Source organism: Runella defluvii, assembly GCF_014195535.1.
GTDB lineage: Bacteria > Bacteroidota > Bacteroidia > Cytophagales > Spirosomataceae > Runella > Runella defluvii.
Genome location: NZ_JACIBY010000006.1, coordinates 211,222 through 230,669 on the forward strand (window position 1 = coordinate 211,222; position 19,448 = coordinate 230,669).

Genomic DNA, 19,448 nt, shown 5'->3' on the forward strand with positions numbered 1-19,448 from the left:
CATCAATCTTTTTTTGAAAACTAGGTCAAGTGTTTGTGAGCAAAAAAAGCTACCTTCTTAGGGTAGCTTTTTTTTCGGTCTAAGCGTAAATTCTAACCGTTTGGCGCTTTCAACTAGAAAACACTCCACCTATGACCCCTTTAGTTACCAAACGCAACTTTTTTGTAAGTAGCTTTTTATTGCTTCTAGTGGTGGCTTCCTGCCAACGTAGTAACCTCACCTATCAACCCATTGCTGAACCTTTTGCGCTAGACTATAAAATCGACCGCTCTGAAGAGGAAATTAAGAAATTTGAGCAAGAAGATGCCACGAAGGGTATCAAAAAAGGCCAAGTTGTTTTGTACGGAAGTTCCAGTTGGCGCCTATGGAAAGACATGGCAACCGACTTAGCCCCATTGCCCGTCGTCAACCGTGGCTTTGGAGGTTCTACCATTCCCGAACTGATTCATTATGCAGAACGAACGGTGATTCCGCACGAGCCGAAATTATTGGTTGTTTACGGAGGAGAGAATGATTTATCAGGAAAAAAATTCAAGTCGGCCGAACAGCTTTTTGACTCTTACCGTGATTTTGTATCGCTCATTCAGAAGCGTTCTCCCAAAACTCACATTTGCTTTGTGTCAATGAAACTATCGCCGTCGCGCCGCCAACATTGGCCTGAAGTGACCAAAGGCAATCAAATGGTAAAAGCCTTCAGTACGGGGAAACGTTTGTCGTACGTGGATATTAATCCCGCATTATTCCACCCTAATGGTACGGTAAAAAGCGAACTATATACCAAAGACAGCCTACACATCAACCCGCAAGGCTATCGTGAATACGCCAAAATTCTTGTTCCTTTTCTACAAAAAAAATACAAATAGAGCATGCAAACTACGCGTCGTCAGTTTATCCAACAGTTAGGTTTGGCAGGAATTAGCTTGGGTCTTTCGGCGGCATTGCCGTTGGACAGCTGGAGCAAATCAGCCGTTCGGTTACCCCGTAGTACGCCCGAAGCACAAGGGGTTGCTTCGGCAAACATCAATGCGTTTTTGGACGCCATTGCTCAAAGTAAACATGAGTTTCACAGTATGATACTCGTTCGGCACGGCCAAGTGGTGGCCGAAGGCTGGTGGGCACCGTATCGGGCGGAATTGAAACATACCATGTACTCGATGAGTAAAAGTTTTACTTCCACGGCCGTAGGGTTTGCGGTAAATGAAGGCAAGCTCAAAACCAGCGACCGAGTAATTTCATTTTACCCCGAATACGCGCCCGCAACGGTCAGTGATTATTTGGCCAAAATGACGGTTAAAGACCTCCTAACGATGTCGGTAGGGCATGGCGTGGATCCCACGGGCCAGAGCATTCGGGATGAAGCCAATTGGATAAAAACGTTTTTGGCTTTCCCGATTCAAAACGACCCAGGCAGCACGTTTTTATACAATAGCATGGCTACTTACATGTGCTCGGCCATTGTGCAAAAAGTAACAGGACAAAAAATTATCGACTATCTACGCCCTCGTTTGTTCGAGCCTCTTGGCATTGAAGGTGCTGATTGGGAAGAAGATATGCTAGGTATCAACACAGGCGGGTGGGGATTGCGCGTCCGTACCGAAGACATGGCGAAGTTTGGGCAATTGTACCTCCAAAAAGGCAAGTGGAATGGCAAACAAATCATTCCAGCAGCCTGGGTAGAAGAAGCAACTACCTTCAAAATTCAGCAACCTTCTCCCGCAAAACCAACGCGCCCCAACGAAAAAAATGACTGGCTTCAGGGCTATTGTTACCAGTTTTGGCGTTGTCAGCACAACGCGTACCGAGGCGACGGAGCGTATGGACAATACACAATAGTGATGCCCGACCAAGACGCAGTCTTAGCCATCACGAGCGAAACTCCTGACATGCAGGGGATTTTGGACTTGGTATGGGAGCATCTATTGCCCGCCATGAAACCTCAAGCATTACCTGCCAATGCGGCTTCGGTCAATGCGTTGAAGCAGCGAATGGCGGCTTTGGCTTTGTTGCCACCCAAAGGAAACGTAAAGCCTTCGGAAGCGGTAAAAGTATCGGGGAAAGCGTTTGCAATCGAAGCAAATTCGATGAATGTACAACAAATTTCACTGGCCTACCGCGAAGGAGGTACGTATCAATTCATGCTAAAAGATGCAGCAGGTGAGCATAAAGTAGAAGTGGGATTGGAAAAATGGGTCTTTGGACAAACCGACTTGCCAAGACCCAATTTGGTTGCTTCTCAGAAAATTAAAACCGAAAAAATCGCCAAAATAGCGGCAAGTGGTACGTGGAAAGACCCGAAAACGTTTGAAATAACGCTACGTTACTACGAGTCACCACACCGAAATTACGTCATTTGCCAATTTGACGGTGATGCCTTGACGGTAAGTTTTGACAACAGCATCAACCGCATGTCGGGGGCAAAAGACAAACGCCCTGTACTACAAGGTAAAGCGCTGGCCTAACTTCCTTGCGAAGCCAACAACGATAGCCAAGCTTGTTCAACTTTTCCTTCCGAAAGGTACTGCTTGGCTGTCGTTACCCAATCTTGTCCCGCATGTTGGGCTTTAAATGCTTCAATTTTATCGGTTTCAGGCAACTGTTGGATGTTACCCAAACGTCCCAAGTTATTTCCCGAAAATTCAGGGTTGTTTTTGATAAAATCAGGAATCAAGTCCACCCCAATTCCTTTTTGAGTACTTGGTTTGGGAATTTCAAAAATTGCGTCGCCCGAGGCGCGTGCGTACCAATCACCCCCCATGCGGGCTACCCAATCCGTTTTGCGCTGGTCGATGCGGCCATCTTCTCCCAAAATATCCTCCGAAAAATGGGCTAGAATTACTTCGCAAATCACCAAATTGGCTGCTCCTCCTTCTTCGCCCAACGAAATAATTTGTTTGACTTTACACTCAAAAACGGCTTTCGATTCGCCAACGCGCGGCGGGCGTACCAGTTGGGACGGCACTTCGGTAAAACCTGCTTTCACAAATTCGTTGACGCCACGCGGATATTCACAACTCGCCAGCGACATTTGTTCAACCATGGCGTAGTCAACCATGCTAATCACCACCTCGTCCACGGCCTGTACGTTTTCCAGCGTATGTTTGTTGCTTCCGTCTCGCACGCGGCGATTGGGCGAAAAAATCAAGGTCGGGGGTTTTGTCCCAAACAAATTAAAGAAACTGAATGGGCTGAGATTTACGTTGCCCTCAGCATCAATCGTGCTGGCAAAAGCGATGGGGCGGGGCGCCACCGCACCTTGCAAAAAGTGATGCAAAACAGGTACTGAAACGTCTTTAGGGTTGATGGTTAGCATAAATGTCTTGGTTATGATTCACTAACTCGAAGTTTTCTCTTGATGTTTCCACAGTTCTTGAAAAACTGGACTATTGGCCCTGAGGGACTCGAACGTACCTTGATCAACAATTCGGCCGTTTTCGAGCACATACACGTAGTCAAATTTGGTCAAAAGGTGCAAACGGTGCAGGGACGAAAGTACGGCTTTGCCCCTAAATTCGTCAAACAATTGGTCATAAATCAATGACTCAGTTTTGGGGTCAACGCTGCTAGTAGGCTCATCGAGCAATACAATATCGCTGCTTCGGGCGGCCAAAATACCACGGGACAGCGCCAAACGCTGTTTTTGTCCCCCCGAAAGATTGACGCCCTTTTCTTGAATGTTGGACTCAAGCCCATTCGGTAATTGACGGGCTACTTCGCTAAATTGGGCCGTGTCGCATACTTGCCAAATATCTTGCTCTTCAAAAGGCAGTCCCAACGTAATGTTGTAAGCAATGGTATTTTCAAAAATTTCGGGCTCCTGTGGAAACAACGTCACGGTGTCCGTAATCAGGCCAACTCCTTCCACTGGTTTTCCATCAATGGTCAATTCTGCTCCTTTTTCGGGTTCGTACAGCCCTCTCAACAAGGCCAAAAGGGTGCTTTTTCCGCTACCACTTTCCCCAATAAAAGCAATGCGTTGGCCTCGTTCGATGCGCAAGTTTAATTGATGAAGGCTATGCGCCGATTTCTGGGCGTCGTAGGTATCGTGGTGCGAAAAACTCAACTGGTTGATTTGTATTGTTTTCCAATCAGACGGCAGAATTTCAGTTGCTTCGGCGCGGTGTTGCTGACGGTAGGCTTCGCCGATGGAACGAGCCGTTTGAACGTCGGTATTGTAGCGAATGATTTCGGTATATTGCCACGCAACATCCTGAAAAACACTGGTAAATTGATTGACATAACCCAACAAAGTGACCAGCCCGCCCACTAAAAACACTGCGTTGGGAACGTAATTTTGATACACGTACCCAACCGCAACCACCACATAAATAACCCCAATGAGCACACTCGCCACAAACCATTTCCATTCGTTGATAACCACCGTACGGCGAAATGGCGGGAATATCTCTTTTACCTTGGCCAACAGGCTATTTTCCATGCGTTTTTCGAGGCGCAGGGTAATCACTGTAATGATGTTGGAAAGACTATCAAACAAGGTCGATGACACGACGTGTTCTTTTTCGTTGGTTTCGTCGAGGGCTTTGATGAAGGGTTTGTCAAACTTAAAAATAATCCAAACCGTAAAAACGCCTATCAAAACACCAATGCTTCCGTAAAGCGGAGAAAAATACAGAATGGCCAAAAACGAAAAGATGAACTTTGAAAAGGCGTGCAAAAACATAAAGCCGTTCTGAAAGAAGTCTTTCAAGGCTTCGTAGGCTTTCCGAATACGGTTGATGGTAGCGCCGCTGTGGTGGTCTTGGTGCCAACGAACGGGCAAATGCAGCGATTGGTGATACAGTTCTTCTAAAAAATTACGGCTCAGATTAAACGCGAGTTCGCGCTCCATCACCCGCGCAGGACCGTGAAAGGCCCACTCCAACAGCATCAAAAATAGGTAGCCGCCTGCATACATCCAAACGTGCTTGATTACACCCGTTCCCTCTTTTTGAATGGCTTCGACAAACCAGCCGTACAAAAGAGGATTAAGCGCAAAAACCACATTGGCAAGGACAAAAAGGCCATATACCAACACGTATCGCCCTTTTTCCTTGCGTGCATATCGCCAAGCCGTTTGTAAGAGCGAGAAATAGGGATTTTTCATTGTTTGGAGACAAATATCAGTAAAATGAAACAATGATTTTAGCCCGAAGGTATTAGCTTCGGGCTGGCAAAAGGTAGTGGCGTATGGAGAGCGATGCTCCTACGATTTATTCAACAGTTGTGACTTTTTTCAAGTCTTCCCAGAAACTTGGGTACGACTTGGCCACCACGTGCGGTTCTTCAATAACAATAGGCATTACCATTCCTACAGGTGCAAACGCCATGGCCATGCGGTGGTCGTCGTAAGTTTCGATGGTAGGCTGTGTTGTAGGCGCTACGGTACGTCTTACCACGTATTGGGTATTACTTTCAACTTCTACTAATTCTCCACCAATTTTAGGCAACTCTGCTTGAAGAGCCGCTACACGGTCGGTTTCTTTGATTTTTAAGCTTTCAATGCCCGTCATTGTTACCGTAATGCCTTTAGCTACGGCACAAGCAGCCACGGTCTGTGCCAAATCAGGACAGTCAGTGAAGTCCCAAGCAAACGCTTCTTGGGCAGGAATTTTGGTCAAAAGAACTCCTTGCGCCGTAAAAGTGCTTTCCACGCCCATCTGTCGCATAATATCGACAATGGCGCTATCGCCTTGCAATGAGTTTTCTTTTAGACCCAAAAGCTCTACTTCAGCTTGTTCGGCCAAAGCAACCACACTGTACCAATAGCTTGCCCCCGACCAATCAGACTCTACTTGGTAGTGAGTTGGGGTATATTTTTGGGCAGGAACGCGGATAATTTTCTGTTCCCAATCCGCTTCAAACGTTGCTCCAAAAGCAACCATTTGTTGAAGCGTCATTTCAATGTAAGGGCGTGAACCAACTTCACCTGTAAGCTCTAACGTAATCCCTTCGGGAAGCGTAGGGCCTACCATTAGCAAGGCAGAAATATACTGACTACTCACATCGCCCCGTATTCTTACCTTATTTTCTCCCGAATAGGTAAAACCATTTAGTTGGGTTGGTGGGTATCCATCCTTTCCCAAATACGTAATATCTGCGCCAAGCGTGCGTAGGGCATCGACCAAAATCCCAATCGGGCGCTCACACATGCGTGGCGTTCCTGTCATGGTTTTATTTTGGCCTGTCACTGCAAAATAAGCAGTGAGAAAACGCATGGTCGTACCAGCGTCAAGTACATCGGCGACCGTTTCCGACGATTGCAACAAACGCAGCATCGTTTGGGTGTCACGAGCGGCTGATACGTTAGAAAGTTGCCCTCCAAAATTCGATAACGCATTGATAATCAAAGCGCGATTACTTTCGCTTTTAGAAGCTGCTAACTGGATTTTGGCTTGAATGGGAGCCAGAGGTGGGTAAACGGTTACTGCTTGCATTGAGAGTCGATAATCTGATAATTTTACAAAGTTAAGGCCATTTTTTTGCTTTTCAACCTAAAAAAGTACAATTTGCAGCTTGAAATCGCACAACTGTGAAATCTGATATTTCAGTCATTATCCTCACACACAACGAAGAAAAACACATCGAACGATGTCTCCGTAGCTTATTAGTGTTTACGGACAAAATCTTTATTGTGGATTCGGGTTCTACCGACCGCACAGTGGCAATCGCCGAATCATTAGGTGCGAAAGTCGTTCATAACCCGTGGATTACCTACGCTACGCAGTTTAATTTTGGGATTGAGAATACCCCTTTTCAGACCAAATGGCTCATGCGTATGGACGCCGATGAGTACGTAATGCCTGAGTTGGCCAACGAAATCAATCAAACCCTTGCTGGACTAGCACCTACAATTACTGGTGTATATGTCAAGCGCCGTGTGATGTTTATGAACCAATGGATTCGGCGCGGGGGGTATTATCCCATTTGGTTGTTACGCTTATGGCACCGCGACAAAGGGATTTGCGAGGAACTTTGGATGGATGAACACATTAAACTTTCAGAAGGGGAAACTATCCAATTCAAAAATGACATTGTGGATCACAATTTGAATAACCTCACGTGGTGGACACAAAAGCATAATAATTATGCCATTCGAGAAGTGATTGATTTATTGGACATAAAGTATAATTTTGCAGAAGCGGAGCGCGTTATTCCCAAGCTTTTTGGAACACAAGAGCAACGGAAGCGCTATTTAAAGCAAAAGTATGCTTCCTTACCCCTTTTTACTCGTCCATTCGCTTATTTTTTGTATCGTTATTTTATAAAGTTTGGCTTCCTTGACGGTAAAAAAGGCTTAGTATGGCACTTTTTACAGGGATTATGGTATCGTTTCTTGGTGGACGCCAAACTGTTTGAAGTAGAGTTTCGAGTTGGAAAAGATAAACAAGCTATCATTGAATTTTTCCGAAATGAATACGGAAAAGACCTCTCATCGGTTCAAAACCGACCTGTCTCGGTACGACAATAGTTGGTACAAGCATCCGCCTTTTTGGAAAAATGTGCTTTGGTTTTTGGTAAACGCACTTTTTTTTAATTCGTATTTTCCGTTGCCAGCCTCTATTAAGTGTTTTATTTTGAGAGGTTTTGGCACGAAAGTCGGGCACAATGTGATGATTAAACCCAAAGTAAACATCAAGTATCCTTGGTTACTTACGATTGGGGATTACGTCTGGATAGGCGAAGAGGTATGGATTGATAGCTTAACCGAGATTGTGATTGGGAACAATGTGTGCCTTTCGCAAGGAGCCATGCTCCTGACTGGGAACCACGACTATACCCGCAGTACGTTTGATTTGAAAGTGGGTAAAATTATTCTCGAAGAAGGCGCATGGATTGGCGCCAAAGCGGTGGTTTGTCCAGGGGTTACCTGCCATTCACACGCTATGTTAGCCGTCAATTCGGTGGCCGTGCGCGACTTAGAGCCATACGGTATTTATCAAGGGAATCCCGCTCAGTGGATCCGCGAACGTAGAATAACGGAGTAACGCTAAAACGTTAGACATCATCTCATCACCAACCCAAGAGGCTTTGAAAGTAAGTATTATTACAGTAGTTTTTAACGGAGAACAGACCCTAAAGAGTTGTATAGAATCGGTACTAAATCAGTCATATCACGATATAGAATACATCGTAATTGACGGAAAATCAACCGATAATACACCTAAGATAGTCGCTAATTACGGCACAAAAATTGCTGTATTTATCTCTGAAAAAGACCAAGGGATTTATGATGCGATGAACAAAGGTATCGCCCACGCAACGGGCGAGGTAATTGGTATCTTGAATGCCGATGATTTTTATGCAGACAACCAAGTCATTGAGAAGTTAGTGACAAAGTTGAAAGAAACGGACGCTGACGGCATCTATGGCGATTTGGTTTACGTAGATGCAAACGATACGGCACAGGTAACACGTTATTGGAAGTCGGGCGGATTTGATAGAAAAAAATTTCTTTTCGGTTGGATGCCCCCTCACCCAACGTTTTTTGTAAAAAAAGCGTCTTATGAGCAGCTTGGAACGTATCGTCTTGATTTGGGAAGCGCGGCAGATTACGAATTAATGTTACGTTTCCTATACAAGCAACGTCTAAAGGTCGCTTACCTTCCAGAGATTGTCACCGTGATGCGAACGGGTGGGGTAAGTAACAAAACAGTGGGGAATCGCTTAAAGGCAAATCAAAGTGACCGAGAAGCGTGGCACCTGAATGGATTGGAGCCCTATTGGTTTACTTTATGGCTCAAACCCCTTAGAAAGGTTTTACAATTTGTTTACAAACCAAAACGACCGAATAATAAATAGAATCGTATTTTCGGGAGTGTTTTTTGTGAGATAAGCTAATTTTTATAATTTTTGTCTTCCGTTATGAGAGACAAAAAGGCAGAAACGGAATTCTATGAACGCAGATATACTAATAGACGTACTCAGAAGCCAATATCAAAATATACTTCAACACGAAGTGTATCAGTGCCTTATATCCTTTTTGATTGCCTGCGCTGTGGCCATTACGTCTATTCCAGTGATTATCAATATTAGTGGATTGTTGGAACTGAAAAAGAAACCCAACTTCCGCAGTTCTCACCAGCAAGAAACGCCTGAGTTTGGAGGAATTGCCATTTATGCTTCGCTTCTCATTGCCCATTTTTTGTGGCCTCACACCAACGAGCAAACCGATGCTTACCTGACAAGTTTGGCAGTAGTAGGGCTTACAATACTGTTCTTTTTAGGGCTCAAAGACGATATTTTAGTACTTGACCCCAACAAAAAGCTTTTGCTTCAAGTCGTAGCCGTTTCTACCTTGATATTACTTGGAGGACTGAAAGTTGATCACTTCTTTGGTATTTTTGGCTGGACGCACATTCCAGATGTCATCAGTATTCCATTCACAATTTTCATTTTCATTGCCATTATCAATGCCGTCAACCTCATTGATGGCGTGGATGGGCTTGCAGGAGGAATTGCTTTTATTGCAAGTTTGAGTTTTGGAACGTGGTTTTTGTTAAATCACCATTTCTCAATGGCCTGCATGGCTTTCTCGCTTTCGGGGGCCCTTCTAGGCTTTTTGCGGTTCAACTTTTCAAAGACGAGCAAAATTTTCATGGGCGATACGGGATCGTTGATTGTTGGCTTCTTGTTGGCATTTTTTGCCGTGAAGTTTATCCGTCTTAACATCACTTACCAACATGATTCTACTGCGTTCTTCAATGCGCCTATTCTTGCAGTAGTGCTTCTGATTGTTCCTATTTTCGATACATTGCGCGTGTTTTTGGTACGTATTCTTAACCGCCGCTCTCCGTTTAAAGCCGACCGCAATCACATGCACCACGTACTTTTAGACAATGGATTTACCCACATCCAAACTTCGCTTACGTTTTGGGGCATGACCATTGTCAACGTGATGGGCTATTTCCTCACCTTTGAATACATCACCAATACCGAAGCCTTCTTTATTTTGGTGGGTTTATTTTGTGTTTACCTTGGTGCAGGCTACTTCCTTAAAATTCGGGCGATGAAGCGCAAGAAACAAATGACTTGGACGGATGTTTTCAAAGCCCCCGACACGCCACGCGGACGTAACTCATGGGCACGCCGTGTGATTCGTGGGTTGTAAAGCTATTTGACCGAAACCCCTCCCGAAACAATCATCTTCATGACGTCAGTACTCGATACGTTGTCGAGAATCTTGATGTTGGACTTTGCTACAATAAATAACTCTCCCGAAAACGCGTAAGAGTGTGGACAATAAACGGCTACGTACTCACTAAGCTCGAAGCTAGAAAGGTCGTTCTGCGTTATAAAACCCAGTTTTTTTAGGTCTGACTGCGGGTTGATTGTAATCAACACAGGTTGGTTAAACTTACGCTTGTCGCCCACAAACGCCGAAATAAGGTCTTTGATAGAATAATATATCAAACTCACCAACGGCATTTTCTTCAAAATGCTTTCGCTAAAACTAAATACCGATTGGGGCACGAAGCGGGAAAAAATAAACCCTAAAAAAACAATGCTTGAGACGATAATCAACAGCCCCAGCCCTGGCAAATAAAGTGGATGCTTGGCATCGGTATGAATGTAGATGGGTAAAATACTGTCTAAGTATGAAATTCCTTCTTTGATAATTAGGAACGTAAAATACGTGGGAGCAACAAGTACAAGCCCCCGTACAAAGTAGGCAAAAACCCGTTTTATGAAGCGATTTTGGAGCATTTTGAAATAAATAGCGAATTAGGGAAACTGCACTTTCCAAGGCTAATCACTATGAAATGTTATGAATTAGTAACTGCTATTGGTCGAGGGAAGTTCCTTGTTGATACCCATGAATAAGATTCCTAAAATTTTCTACTTTCATTCCTAGTATTTTAAATTCATTCGTTTCATTTTTACAGGGTGTTAACTTTACCCCGTTAAAAGTACTTTCGTGCGCATACTTAGTTGTTTGGTGTACCGACATCTAAACCATTTAGTTCTATGCCACGTAAACCCAACCCTACTCACTCAGCCTATTACATGGGCTTATTGACAAGTCTTCTTGCTTGGGCAATAGAGGATTATCCCAAAAATAGGCCCACTGACAAAAAGTTGCTTCATTGGTTTTCGGAAAAAATTCCCCTTTGCCATCATTTGGGAAAAGTACCCACTCCTGAAGCCGCCAAAAAAAGTTACAGTAAGATGTGGAATAGCCCGTGGAATTGTTGTTTTGATACAACAACGCTTGATGGCTTGTGTAGAATTTTGGCTATGTCGCTACCGATATGCGACTTTAAAGACTACCAAACTTTCTTGCAGTGGGCAGGTGAAGTCCCCGAAGGAGTTGATGAAAACGAACTCGTACAAATTGCCCAAAAGATGGTGATTCGGGAATATCACGTTGAAAAAACGAAGGGTATTTTTGAAACTACCGCAGAGAAGAATGCTGGTTTTGAACGCTTAGGCGTTGCTTCATAAACAAGTCAAACTGAACATAAAAGCGAAGGGCGCTGCTGACCCTCAGCAACGCCCCCTTTTTATGCTTTCTTAGGTTGCAACTTTTTGTATGTATATACGGCTGCACCCACTGCTAAAGCAACTGACAAGAGTTTGACGACTTTTTTCATGGCTTTGACGGACGATTTAGAAATTAACAAAACAACTAATTTAGCTCAATTAACGGACTTTCTGCCTTGCTATTGTAGAAAAAACATCATTTCTGGTTTTTTCTCAATCACATTGCTTTTTGCACCTATTTTTACTTTAGACGGGAAAAAGTACAAAAAGGTTTAAAAAAAATCACAAAAATTTTACAGCAACAAAAGTGCCAACTTTTTGGGCAAAATTATAGCGTAGAAATACGCATTTTGTTACCGAAAAATAACTTTAGAGCCGTTTTTGTAATTCTGAAAGGTGCTCATCCGTAAAATCAAGGTGCGTCACAAAGCGAACCAAGTGCTTCCCAAACGTCACGGCTCTGATGCCTTGAGAAGCAAGCTGAGCTACGTAGTCGGTAGCAAGGATGGTTTCAGGTAGGCGAAAGATGACAATATTGGTATCAATCGGATAAATTTCTTCTACTTCGGGGCGGCCTTTTAGTAGCTCTCCGATGGCACGGGCGCGAGCATGGTCTTGACGAAGACGCTCAACGTGGTGGTCGAGGGCATAAATTCCTGCGGCAGCAAGATAGCCCGCTTGGCGCCAGCCGCCTCCCATGGCCTTACGAGCTCGACGCGCTTGTTTAATAAAGTCTTTACTGCCTAACAACAACGACCCTACGGGGCAGCCAAGCCCTTTGGACAAACAAATACTGATGCTGTCGAAAACTTGCCCGTATTGGAGCGGAGTTTCGCCCGTTTCGACGAGGGCATTAAATAAGCGAGCTCCATCTAAATGAAGTGCCAAACCATGTTGGGTACAAACGTCTTTAATAGCTTCAATTTCGCTGAAACTGTAATAACAACCGCCGCCTTTGTTCATGGTATTTTCGAGGGAAACCAACCGCGATACGGCCGCGTGTACGTCGTCGGGGTTGTTGATGGCATCTCGTACTTGTTGCGCAGAGATGCGCCCCTTGTCGCCGTCTAACAGTTTGACTGAGCTCAACGAGTTGAGCGCGATGCCACCGCCTTCGTACAAATAAATATGCGAAAGTTTGTCACAAATGACCTCCGTGCCAGGGCGAGTGTGCACACGTATTGCCAATTGATTGGTTTGGGTTCCTGAACTACAAAAAAGCGCCGCTTCCATACCAAATAAAGCTGCTACTTTTGTTTCCAACGCATTAACGGTGGGGTCGTCACCGAAGACATCGTCACCGACTTCGGCGGTAAACATGGCTTCAAGCATTGCTTTGGTGGGTTTGGTAACGGTGTCGGAACGAAGGTCAATGGTAAGCATGATGAATTAGTTTGTTGGAATTAAAAAATCAAATCCATTTAGGTTTCTAATAATCGTAAACAGGAAAAATATTCCTACGGCCAGGAGGACTACCCAGCGGCGGCGAAGATAATGAAACGGACGGACATCGTCGAAAAGTTCGGCGTACAAAACCAAGCCTAAAAGTGGCAGAACCAAGAAAATGAGCGCATTGTCCTGAAATGCCCTACCAAACTCTCCGTGAAGTAGCGCATGAAACGCCCGTTGCCCACCGCAGCCCCAGCAATACAAACCCGTAGTTTTGTGAATGAGGCAAGGCGGCCCAAACGATTGAACAGCAGGATTATAATAAAAATAAAAAACGGTAATGACCAAGGCCGTTACCGTTAAAATGATTTTTTTTATCATTAGGCTTCTCGAATGACTAAACTTTTGGCCGCTAAATCGTGCAAGGCTTGTTCCTCAGGGTTAAATAAAGGCCATAACCACAGCAGAAAACAAAAATGGCCTGAAATGTACTTAATCAGTGAACGAACTAACGCTTGGCTAAACGTAAGGCGCTCTCCATTAGGGCCTACCACTTTTATTTTCATAATCATTTTGCCAAACGTGGCTTGCTTGCTTGAGCTTACCATAAAAGCATCGTAAACAAAGGGAGTAAAGATACTGGCTAAAATTAGAACGATAAGCCCAATGCCAAAAAGCCCCATCACGGCGGCCGTAGCTTCGTCGGAGCCTTCAAGGGCATCGGCAGAACTGAGACCAATCAGGGCAGCTAAGCCCCCAAAAGGAACGAGAATAAGGCTAAAAGCAATCCCGACAATAATACTATCAATGATTTGGGCGACCAAGCGGTTGCCAAACCCAGCAAGTGGAAAGGTATTCATGCAAATAGAGGTTTAGGGATGAAAGAAGTGAACTTATGCAAAGCAAGAGTTTTCTGGACAAAAAACAAGTTTTTATCCAGAAAATAGACAAAAGAAAGCCTAGGTAGAGATTCAAAAAAAGATTGTCTTAAATGAGGTTAAAGAAAGCCAAAAACCCGTATATTTACCCCTAATCGCATTTTCCCCTACTTTTTAATGGCATTATTCTCTTCGCTGAAGATAGCGCAGGGAACGTATTTTTTATCTATTGTTCCATTAAGTTTTAGGTGTATGAAAAACGCAATTGTACGTATCTTCGGAGTGTCTGCGCTCCTTTTCATTGTCCATTCTCTTGCTTTTGGACAATCCTCCACTCCTTTGGCAGCCAACGGCCGCTTACAGGTAATCAACCGCCAGCTTTGTAACGAAGCAGGAACGCCCATTCAGCTGAGGGGAATGAGTTCGCACGGGTTGCATTGGTTTGACCAATGTTATAATTCTTCGGCCTTACAAACACTGGCCAACGACTGGGGCGCTGACGTATTTCGGGCAGCCATGTACGTGGACGAAGGTGGGTACATGAACAACAAAGTCGGTCTGCGCAACAAAGTCAACCAGTTGGTCGATTGGTCGGCTCAGTTTGGGATGTATTGCATCATCGATTGGCATATTCTGAACCCTGGTGACCCTAACCTGCACACCGCCGATGCCATTGAGTTTTTTCAGTTAATGGCGCAGCAGCACGCGGGTAAAAAACACGTTATTTACGAAATCTGCAATGAACCCAACGGCGTCAACTGGTCGTCGGTCAAAAGTTATGCTGAGCAGGTCATCCCAGCCATCCGTCAGTACGACCCCGACGCGATTATTTTGGTGGGTACACCTTCGTGGAGCGGTTCGCCAGGCGACGTCCGTTCTAATCCACTGACGGGGTCCAACGCCCACAACATCATGTACACCTTCCACTTCTACGCAGGTTCGCATTATACCCAAAGCTACATCGACGATGTGATTAAAACGGTGCCTTTGTTCGTATCAGAATGGGGCACGAGTAATTATTCAGGCAACGGCGGGAACGATTACACCAACGCCCAAAATTGGGTGAGTTTTATGGGGGGCAATAACTCCTCTGGAATGAAAATTAGCTGGTGCAACTGGAGTTATTGCGACAAAGACGAATCTTCTGCGGCGTTGATGCCTGGAGCCTGTGGCAACAATGGCTGGAACAATACGAGCACGTCGGGAACGTGGGTCAAAGATAAAATCTTAAATCCTGCCGATAATTTTGGCCCTCCTACGCCTTTTGTCACGATTAGTAGCCCTGCCAACAATTCGACGGTGACGATTGGTGCCAATTTGACCATTACGGCCAACGTGGGAAATGCCACCGCCACCGTGGTAGAGTTTTACGATGGTACGACCAAACTGGGCGAAGATGCCACCGCCCCGTATTCATTGACCCTGTCGAACATCCAAGCAGGAACGTATAATTTAACCGTAAAAGCGTTGCTTAATTCAGGCGTTCCACTGACGTCGTCGCTGGTGCAAGTGACGGCGATTCCTGCACCTAACCAACCGCCTACAATTACCCTTACAGCCCCCACCAACGGAACAACTTTTACGGCTCCAGCCACCATTTCGATTGCGGCCAATGCTGCCGACAGTGATGGTAGTGTCGCGAAAGTGGAGTTTTACAATGGTTCGACGAAACTGGGGGAAGATACCTCAGCGCCGTATAGTTTTGACTGGACGAACGTGGCCTCAGGCGCATACACGATTTCGGCTAAAGTGACTGACAACCAAAATTCGGTGGTAAATTCAGGCAGTGTAACCGTGTATGTAAATAGCCCTGGCAATCCTTCCGCAGACATCATTGGGCCTGATTGCGTGAGTGCGAATGAAACAAAATTAGTTGAGCTAAATTCTATCAATCTACCCAACGCCAACAGTTTTTCATGGTGGTGTACGGGTTCTACCCAAAGCATTACGGCCGTTTCGGGGCAACCTTCAAAAGTTAATATCAATTTTGGGGCTAACTTTTCGGGCGGACAAGTGTGCGTTGGCGTCAATTACTCGGCTGCGCCTTGGTACAAGCAGTTTTGTAAAACAGTGACACTCTGCACGGGACAACCTCCTGTCAATCAAGCCCCTTCGGTGAGTCTAACGGCTCCATCGAACAATGCCTCCTTTACGGCACCTGCAACGATTGCGCTATTTGCCACTGCCGCCGACAACGACGGTAGTATTTCAAAAGTAGAGTTCTACAATGGAAATACGAAGTTGGGCGAAGACCTGACGTCGCCGTACGAATTTAGCTGGGTAAACGTTGGCGCAGGTTCTTATAGCTTAACGGCCAAAGCGACCGATAACCAAGGCGCAACGAGCACTTCTTCGGCGGTATCGGTGACGGTAAATGCCCCAGTTGTCAATCAAGCCCCTTCGGTGAGTTTATCGGCCCCCTCCAATAATGCCTCTTTTACGGCACCTGCTTCCATCTCGTTGGCGGCGAATGCCTCTGATTCGGATGGCAGTATCGCCAAGGTGGAGTTTTACAGCGGTAGCACCAAGCTAGGCGAAGATGCCACCGCTCCCTACACCTTTAGCTGGGTAAACGTTGGGGCAGGTTCTTATAGCTTAACGGCCAAAGCGACTGATAACCAAGGCGCAACGAGCACTTCTTCGGCGGTTTCCGTAACGGTAAATGCGCCCCCTACCACAACCGCTGATATTATTGGCGATGACTGTGCCGCCGTCAATTCAGTAAAACCGTTTGAGCTAAATGTCACCAATCGAGCCAACGCCACCAGCTATTCGTGGTGGAGTACGGGTTCGGTACAAAGTATTACCCCAACTTCGGGTCAGCCTTACAAGGTGACGATTAATTTTGGCCAATGGTTTTCGGGTGGCCAAGTTTGCGTAGGGGTAAATTATTCGGCTTCGCCTTGGTACAAGCAATACTGCAAAACGGTGAACGTATGCGCCGCAGCAAGGGTAGCCGCCGAGGAGCTGGTATCTGCCGATGCGTTCTTGCTTTATCCTAACCCTACTCAAAATGTGTTTACGTGGGTGTCAGGCAAAAACGTCGAAACGCTCAAAGTATATGATATTTTAGGGCTAGAGCGCGTTGGACTTGAAAAAATAATGCGAGGTACAAAAGTGAGTTTTGGCGAGCATTTATCGACGGGAATTTACCTGATTCGGGTGAATTACGAGGATAAAACGCATTTGACTCTAAAAGGGATAAAACAATAAAAGAAGCGAAAGCAATGCTTTAATAACCAAAGCGCCTTCTCACATGGGCTGATATGCGAGAAGGCGTTTGGGTTGGCGTTTTAAAGGCCGCTTTATTTGAGCATAATTTCTTCGGCGGCCGTATTTTCGGTGGCAATGGGCTTGGCAAAACCTCTTAAATCGTTGTTTAACAACAATACATTTTTAACATTAGAAGCTTTGAGAAAGGACGCGGAGGTTGAAGCAAATTCGGGAAAACAATGAATTACTTTGATGGCCTGACAATTCCGCAGTTGCACAAATGCTTCGGCGTTGGGCGATACTACAGCACTTATTCCCTCTACCGTCCCTTGTTGTACATTATCCAAAACCACCGCAGGACGGTCGTCGGTTTTCAAATAATTCAACTGAATGTTTTTCAGTGAAATAGCACGAGCATGTCGCACTTGAAAACCATAGGCATTGCTGAGGCCAAACTGCTCGGCATCGGGGTATTTTTTCTCATTTTCGAGCAATTGTTTTTGCGCATCGGCTAATGTGCCACCACCCGAAAACGAGATAGAAATATTGGATAAATGCACATTTTCAATGGGGTGCTCAGGCAAACCCGCCAGCAAACAGCCCAAACGGGAAGCTCCTGTAGCTACCACATTAGAAATGTACACATTGCGCAATGCACCAACGGGGACATTTTCTTGGTCCTTTTTATAAGGCCGTGCCCGATTACCCAACCTCAAAAAAATAGGTGCTTGTGGCCCCGAAATGCGGATATTATCAATGACAATACCGTCCAGTTCTCCACCATCGACGGTCGCAAGCGTAATCCCTGAATTACCTGTAGGGTTGCCGTAAATAGCGCGGTCAGAAACGATGGACGGCCGTACGATACAATTGGTGATGGCAATATTTTTGAACCCTCCCGACGACTCGGTACCGCACTTGATGGCGTTGCAATGGCTGCTCAAAATACAATTGCTGATGACGACATTTTCGACAGGGTACTGATTCATGCTTTTGAGGGTAATGCCATCGTCGTCGCTATCGCCAAGGCAATTGACAATCCGAACGTTTTTACAACCGTCGATGTCCATCATGTCGTTGTTTTTGTTGCTATGGTTGAATACCTCAATACCATCAATCAACACTTCTTCACAATTCAAGTAGTGTTGCATCCAAAACCCCGAATTTCGCAAGTGTAATTCTTTGACGGTTAATCCCTTCACTTGTACAAACCAAAAAACAAACGGCCGTGCATTATAATTTTTGGGAAAAGCAGGTGAAGTATCTTTAAAAGCAGCCCCTTGGCCATCGATGATACCGTTGCCACGTAGGCTAATATTTTGGTTTCCCTCTGCATAAAACAGCGCAAAATGAATGTTATCATTGCTGTAATAAGGGATTTTGGGGGTAAGAACAGGGTACAACGAAATATCAGTCGCGCCCAAAATGGTCGTACCCGCAGGAATATCAAGCGTGACGTTGTCTTTCAGAAAAACGGTGGTTGTCAAATAACGGCCAGCGGGAAACCAGACCGTTCCACCACCTTGGGCGGCACAATGGTCAACGGCCTTTTGGATGGCTTTGGTGTCCAGTGTTGTTCCATTCCCCTTCGCACCGAAGGTTTTAACGTTGACACTTCGCTCTTTTTGGGCAATTACAACTCCTTGATAAAGAAACAAAAACAGAAGAAAAAGACGATTCATACGGGGCTTTTTAACGTATAAATAGTACTCTTTCCGTACTCAATCATACTATTTAACGCATAAAAATCACCAACGCTCCTAACAATGTCAATCCCAAAATCACCCGACGGTAATTGTTATCTTGGATGATAGAAACGATTCGGATGCCCACAAAAAAGCCCAGCACCAGCGCAGGCAGCAGCATCAAATTAAGCTGAAGGGTATCAAACGTGACATTGTGCCATACCAACACCTGAAACGGAAGTTTGAACAAATTAATCACTAAAAACAACCAAGCGGCGGTGCCAATCAAATCGTTTTTGGAAAGACGAAGGGCTAAAAAATAAATCGTCGAGAGTGGCCCCGCCAGATTGCCCAGCATGGTCGTAAACCCCGTCACAATTCCCATCATAGCGGCAAACCACTTGCTGGTGGGAATAGGAGCCGATTTGCGGTATTCGAGCCAACTCATTACTCCCACAATGAGTAAGATGACAAAAGCCATAATTTTCTTAAAAACCGCCTCTTCCAGTATATTCCCAATATATACCCCCGACAACACCCCAAAAATAATCCAAGGTAACAGTTGCCAAAAGTATTTCCATTGGGCGTGGCGGTTATAGTACAAAACGGCCAAAATATCCGCAACACAGAGCATTGGCAAGACCACGCCCGTAGAAGCTTTTCCACCAAATACCAAAGCCATGATGGTCACGTTGAGCATTTCGACGCCTTTGAGGCCCGCTTTGGCCAAGCCAATGATAAAAGCGCCCAAATAGACCAACGCCCAAAGTTGCCACGTAAAAGTCGAAGAGATGTCCATTGTTTA

17 protein-coding genes are annotated in these 19,448 nt (G+C 45.3%); 8 read left to right on the plus strand and 9 right to left on the minus strand.

All coding sequences use genetic code 11. The features are described from left to right. Positions 1–131: 131 nt before the first annotated feature. Both FHS57_RS15885 and FHS57_RS15890 read left to right on the plus strand, forming a co-directional pair. Positions 132–863, plus strand: coding sequence for a GDSL-type esterase/lipase family protein (locus tag FHS57_RS15885; protein WP_183975297.1), 732 nt, complete (start codon positions 132–134; stop codon positions 861–863). Positions 864–866: 3 nt separating this feature from the next. Further along, entirely contained in the window at positions 867–2,459 is a 1,593-nt protein-coding gene (locus FHS57_RS15890; RefSeq protein ID WP_183975299.1) for a serine hydrolase domain-containing protein, read from the plus strand. On the opposite strand, the gene FHS57_RS15895 is transcribed toward FHS57_RS15890, so the two are convergent. The 3 genes from FHS57_RS15895 to FHS57_RS15905 form a co-directional block, all read right to left on the minus strand. Then, the gene (locus FHS57_RS15895) at positions 2,456–3,310 is read right to left on the minus strand and encodes a flavin reductase family protein (RefSeq protein WP_183975301.1); all 855 of its coding nucleotides are present in this window, start codon (positions 3,308–3,310) and stop codon (positions 2,456–2,458) included. The two genes, FHS57_RS15890 and FHS57_RS15895, sit on opposite strands and share 4 nt — an antisense overlap. A gap of 21 nt (positions 3,311–3,331) precedes the next feature. Next, positions 3,332–5,101 carry an ABC transporter ATP-binding protein gene (locus FHS57_RS15900; protein ID WP_183975303.1) on the minus strand — a complete coding sequence of 590 codons (1,770 nt, stop codon included), beginning with the start codon at positions 5,099–5,101 and terminating at the stop codon, positions 3,332–3,334. A gap of 106 nt (positions 5,102–5,207) precedes the next feature. Beyond that, positions 5,208–6,431, minus strand: a complete 1,224-nt coding sequence (locus FHS57_RS15905) for a 3-phosphoshikimate 1-carboxyvinyltransferase (protein WP_183975305.1) — start codon at positions 6,429–6,431, stop codon at positions 5,208–5,210. Positions 6,432–6,526: 95 nt separating this feature from the next. On the opposite strand from FHS57_RS15905, the gene FHS57_RS15910 reads away from it, so the two are divergent. From FHS57_RS15910 to FHS57_RS15925, 4 genes are all read left to right on the plus strand, one after another. Further along, complete coding sequence (locus FHS57_RS15910) at positions 6,527–7,465, plus strand: glycosyltransferase family 2 protein (RefSeq protein WP_183975307.1); 939 nt, start codon at positions 6,527–6,529, stop codon at positions 7,463–7,465. Further along, positions 7,407–7,982 carry a WcaF family extracellular polysaccharide biosynthesis acetyltransferase gene (locus FHS57_RS15915; RefSeq protein WP_183975309.1) on the plus strand — a complete coding sequence of 192 codons (576 nt, stop codon included), beginning with the start codon at positions 7,407–7,409 and terminating at the stop codon, positions 7,980–7,982. The genes FHS57_RS15910 and FHS57_RS15915 overlap by 59 nt, the downstream gene beginning before the upstream one ends. A 43-nt stretch (positions 7,983–8,025) precedes the next feature. Then, positions 8,026–8,796, plus strand: a complete 771-nt coding sequence (locus tag FHS57_RS15920) for a glycosyltransferase family 2 protein (RefSeq protein ID WP_183975311.1) — start codon at positions 8,026–8,028, stop codon at positions 8,794–8,796. 94 nt (positions 8,797–8,890) lie between these two features. Beyond that, the gene (locus FHS57_RS15925; RefSeq protein WP_183975313.1) at positions 8,891–10,105 is read left to right on the plus strand and encodes an MraY family glycosyltransferase; all 1,215 of its coding nucleotides are present in this window, start codon (positions 8,891–8,893) and stop codon (positions 10,103–10,105) included. Positions 10,106–10,107: 2 nt separating this feature from the next. Here the strand turns inward: FHS57_RS15925 and FHS57_RS15930 are convergent, their stop codons facing one another. Continuing rightward, complete coding sequence (locus FHS57_RS15930) at positions 10,108–10,701, minus strand: DUF502 domain-containing protein (protein WP_122933820.1); 594 nt, start codon at positions 10,699–10,701, stop codon at positions 10,108–10,110. Positions 10,702–10,962: 261 nt separating this feature from the next. Between FHS57_RS15930 and FHS57_RS15935 the strand changes: the two genes are divergently transcribed. Continuing rightward, the gene (locus FHS57_RS15935) at positions 10,963–11,439 is read left to right on the plus strand and encodes a hypothetical protein (RefSeq protein ID WP_183975315.1); all 477 of its coding nucleotides are present in this window, start codon (positions 10,963–10,965) and stop codon (positions 11,437–11,439) included. A gap of 408 nt (positions 11,440–11,847) precedes the next feature. Here FHS57_RS15935 and FHS57_RS15940 read toward each other — a convergent pair whose 3' ends face one another. Genes FHS57_RS15940 through FHS57_RS15950 form a run of 3 tightly spaced genes read right to left on the minus strand, consistent with a single transcriptional unit; the run spans position 11,848 to position 13,727 of the window. After that, positions 11,848–12,861 (minus strand): threonine aldolase family protein, encoded by a 1,014-nt coding sequence (locus tag FHS57_RS15940; RefSeq protein WP_183975317.1) that lies wholly within the window; start codon positions 12,859–12,861, stop codon positions 11,848–11,850. A 6-nt stretch (positions 12,862–12,867) separates the two neighbouring features. After that, entirely contained in the window at positions 12,868–13,248 is a 381-nt protein-coding gene (locus FHS57_RS15945; RefSeq protein ID WP_183975319.1) for a DUF2752 domain-containing protein, read from the minus strand. Beyond that, positions 13,248–13,727 carry an RDD family protein gene (locus tag FHS57_RS15950; protein ID WP_183975321.1) on the minus strand — a complete coding sequence of 160 codons (480 nt, stop codon included), beginning with the start codon at positions 13,725–13,727 and terminating at the stop codon, positions 13,248–13,250. The genes FHS57_RS15945 and FHS57_RS15950 overlap by 1 nt, the downstream gene beginning before the upstream one ends. A 270-nt stretch (positions 13,728–13,997) precedes the next feature. On the opposite strand from FHS57_RS15950, the gene FHS57_RS15955 reads away from it, so the two are divergent. After that, positions 13,998–16,958: an Ig-like domain-containing protein gene (locus tag FHS57_RS15955; protein WP_183975323.1), complete on the plus strand. Its 2,961-nt coding sequence runs from the start codon at positions 13,998–14,000 to the stop codon at positions 16,956–16,958. A gap of 92 nt (positions 16,959–17,050) precedes the next feature. Here FHS57_RS15955 and FHS57_RS15960 read toward each other — a convergent pair whose 3' ends face one another. Beyond that, complete coding sequence (locus FHS57_RS15960) at positions 17,051–18,640, minus strand: glycoside hydrolase family 28 protein (protein ID WP_183975325.1); 1,590 nt, start codon at positions 18,638–18,640, stop codon at positions 17,051–17,053. Between the two features lie 52 nt (positions 18,641–18,692). After that, on the minus strand, positions 18,693–19,442 hold the full coding sequence (locus FHS57_RS15965) for a sulfite exporter TauE/SafE family protein (RefSeq protein WP_183975327.1): 750 nt from the start codon (positions 19,440–19,442) through the stop codon (positions 18,693–18,695). Positions 19,443–19,448 lie beyond the last annotated feature (6 nt).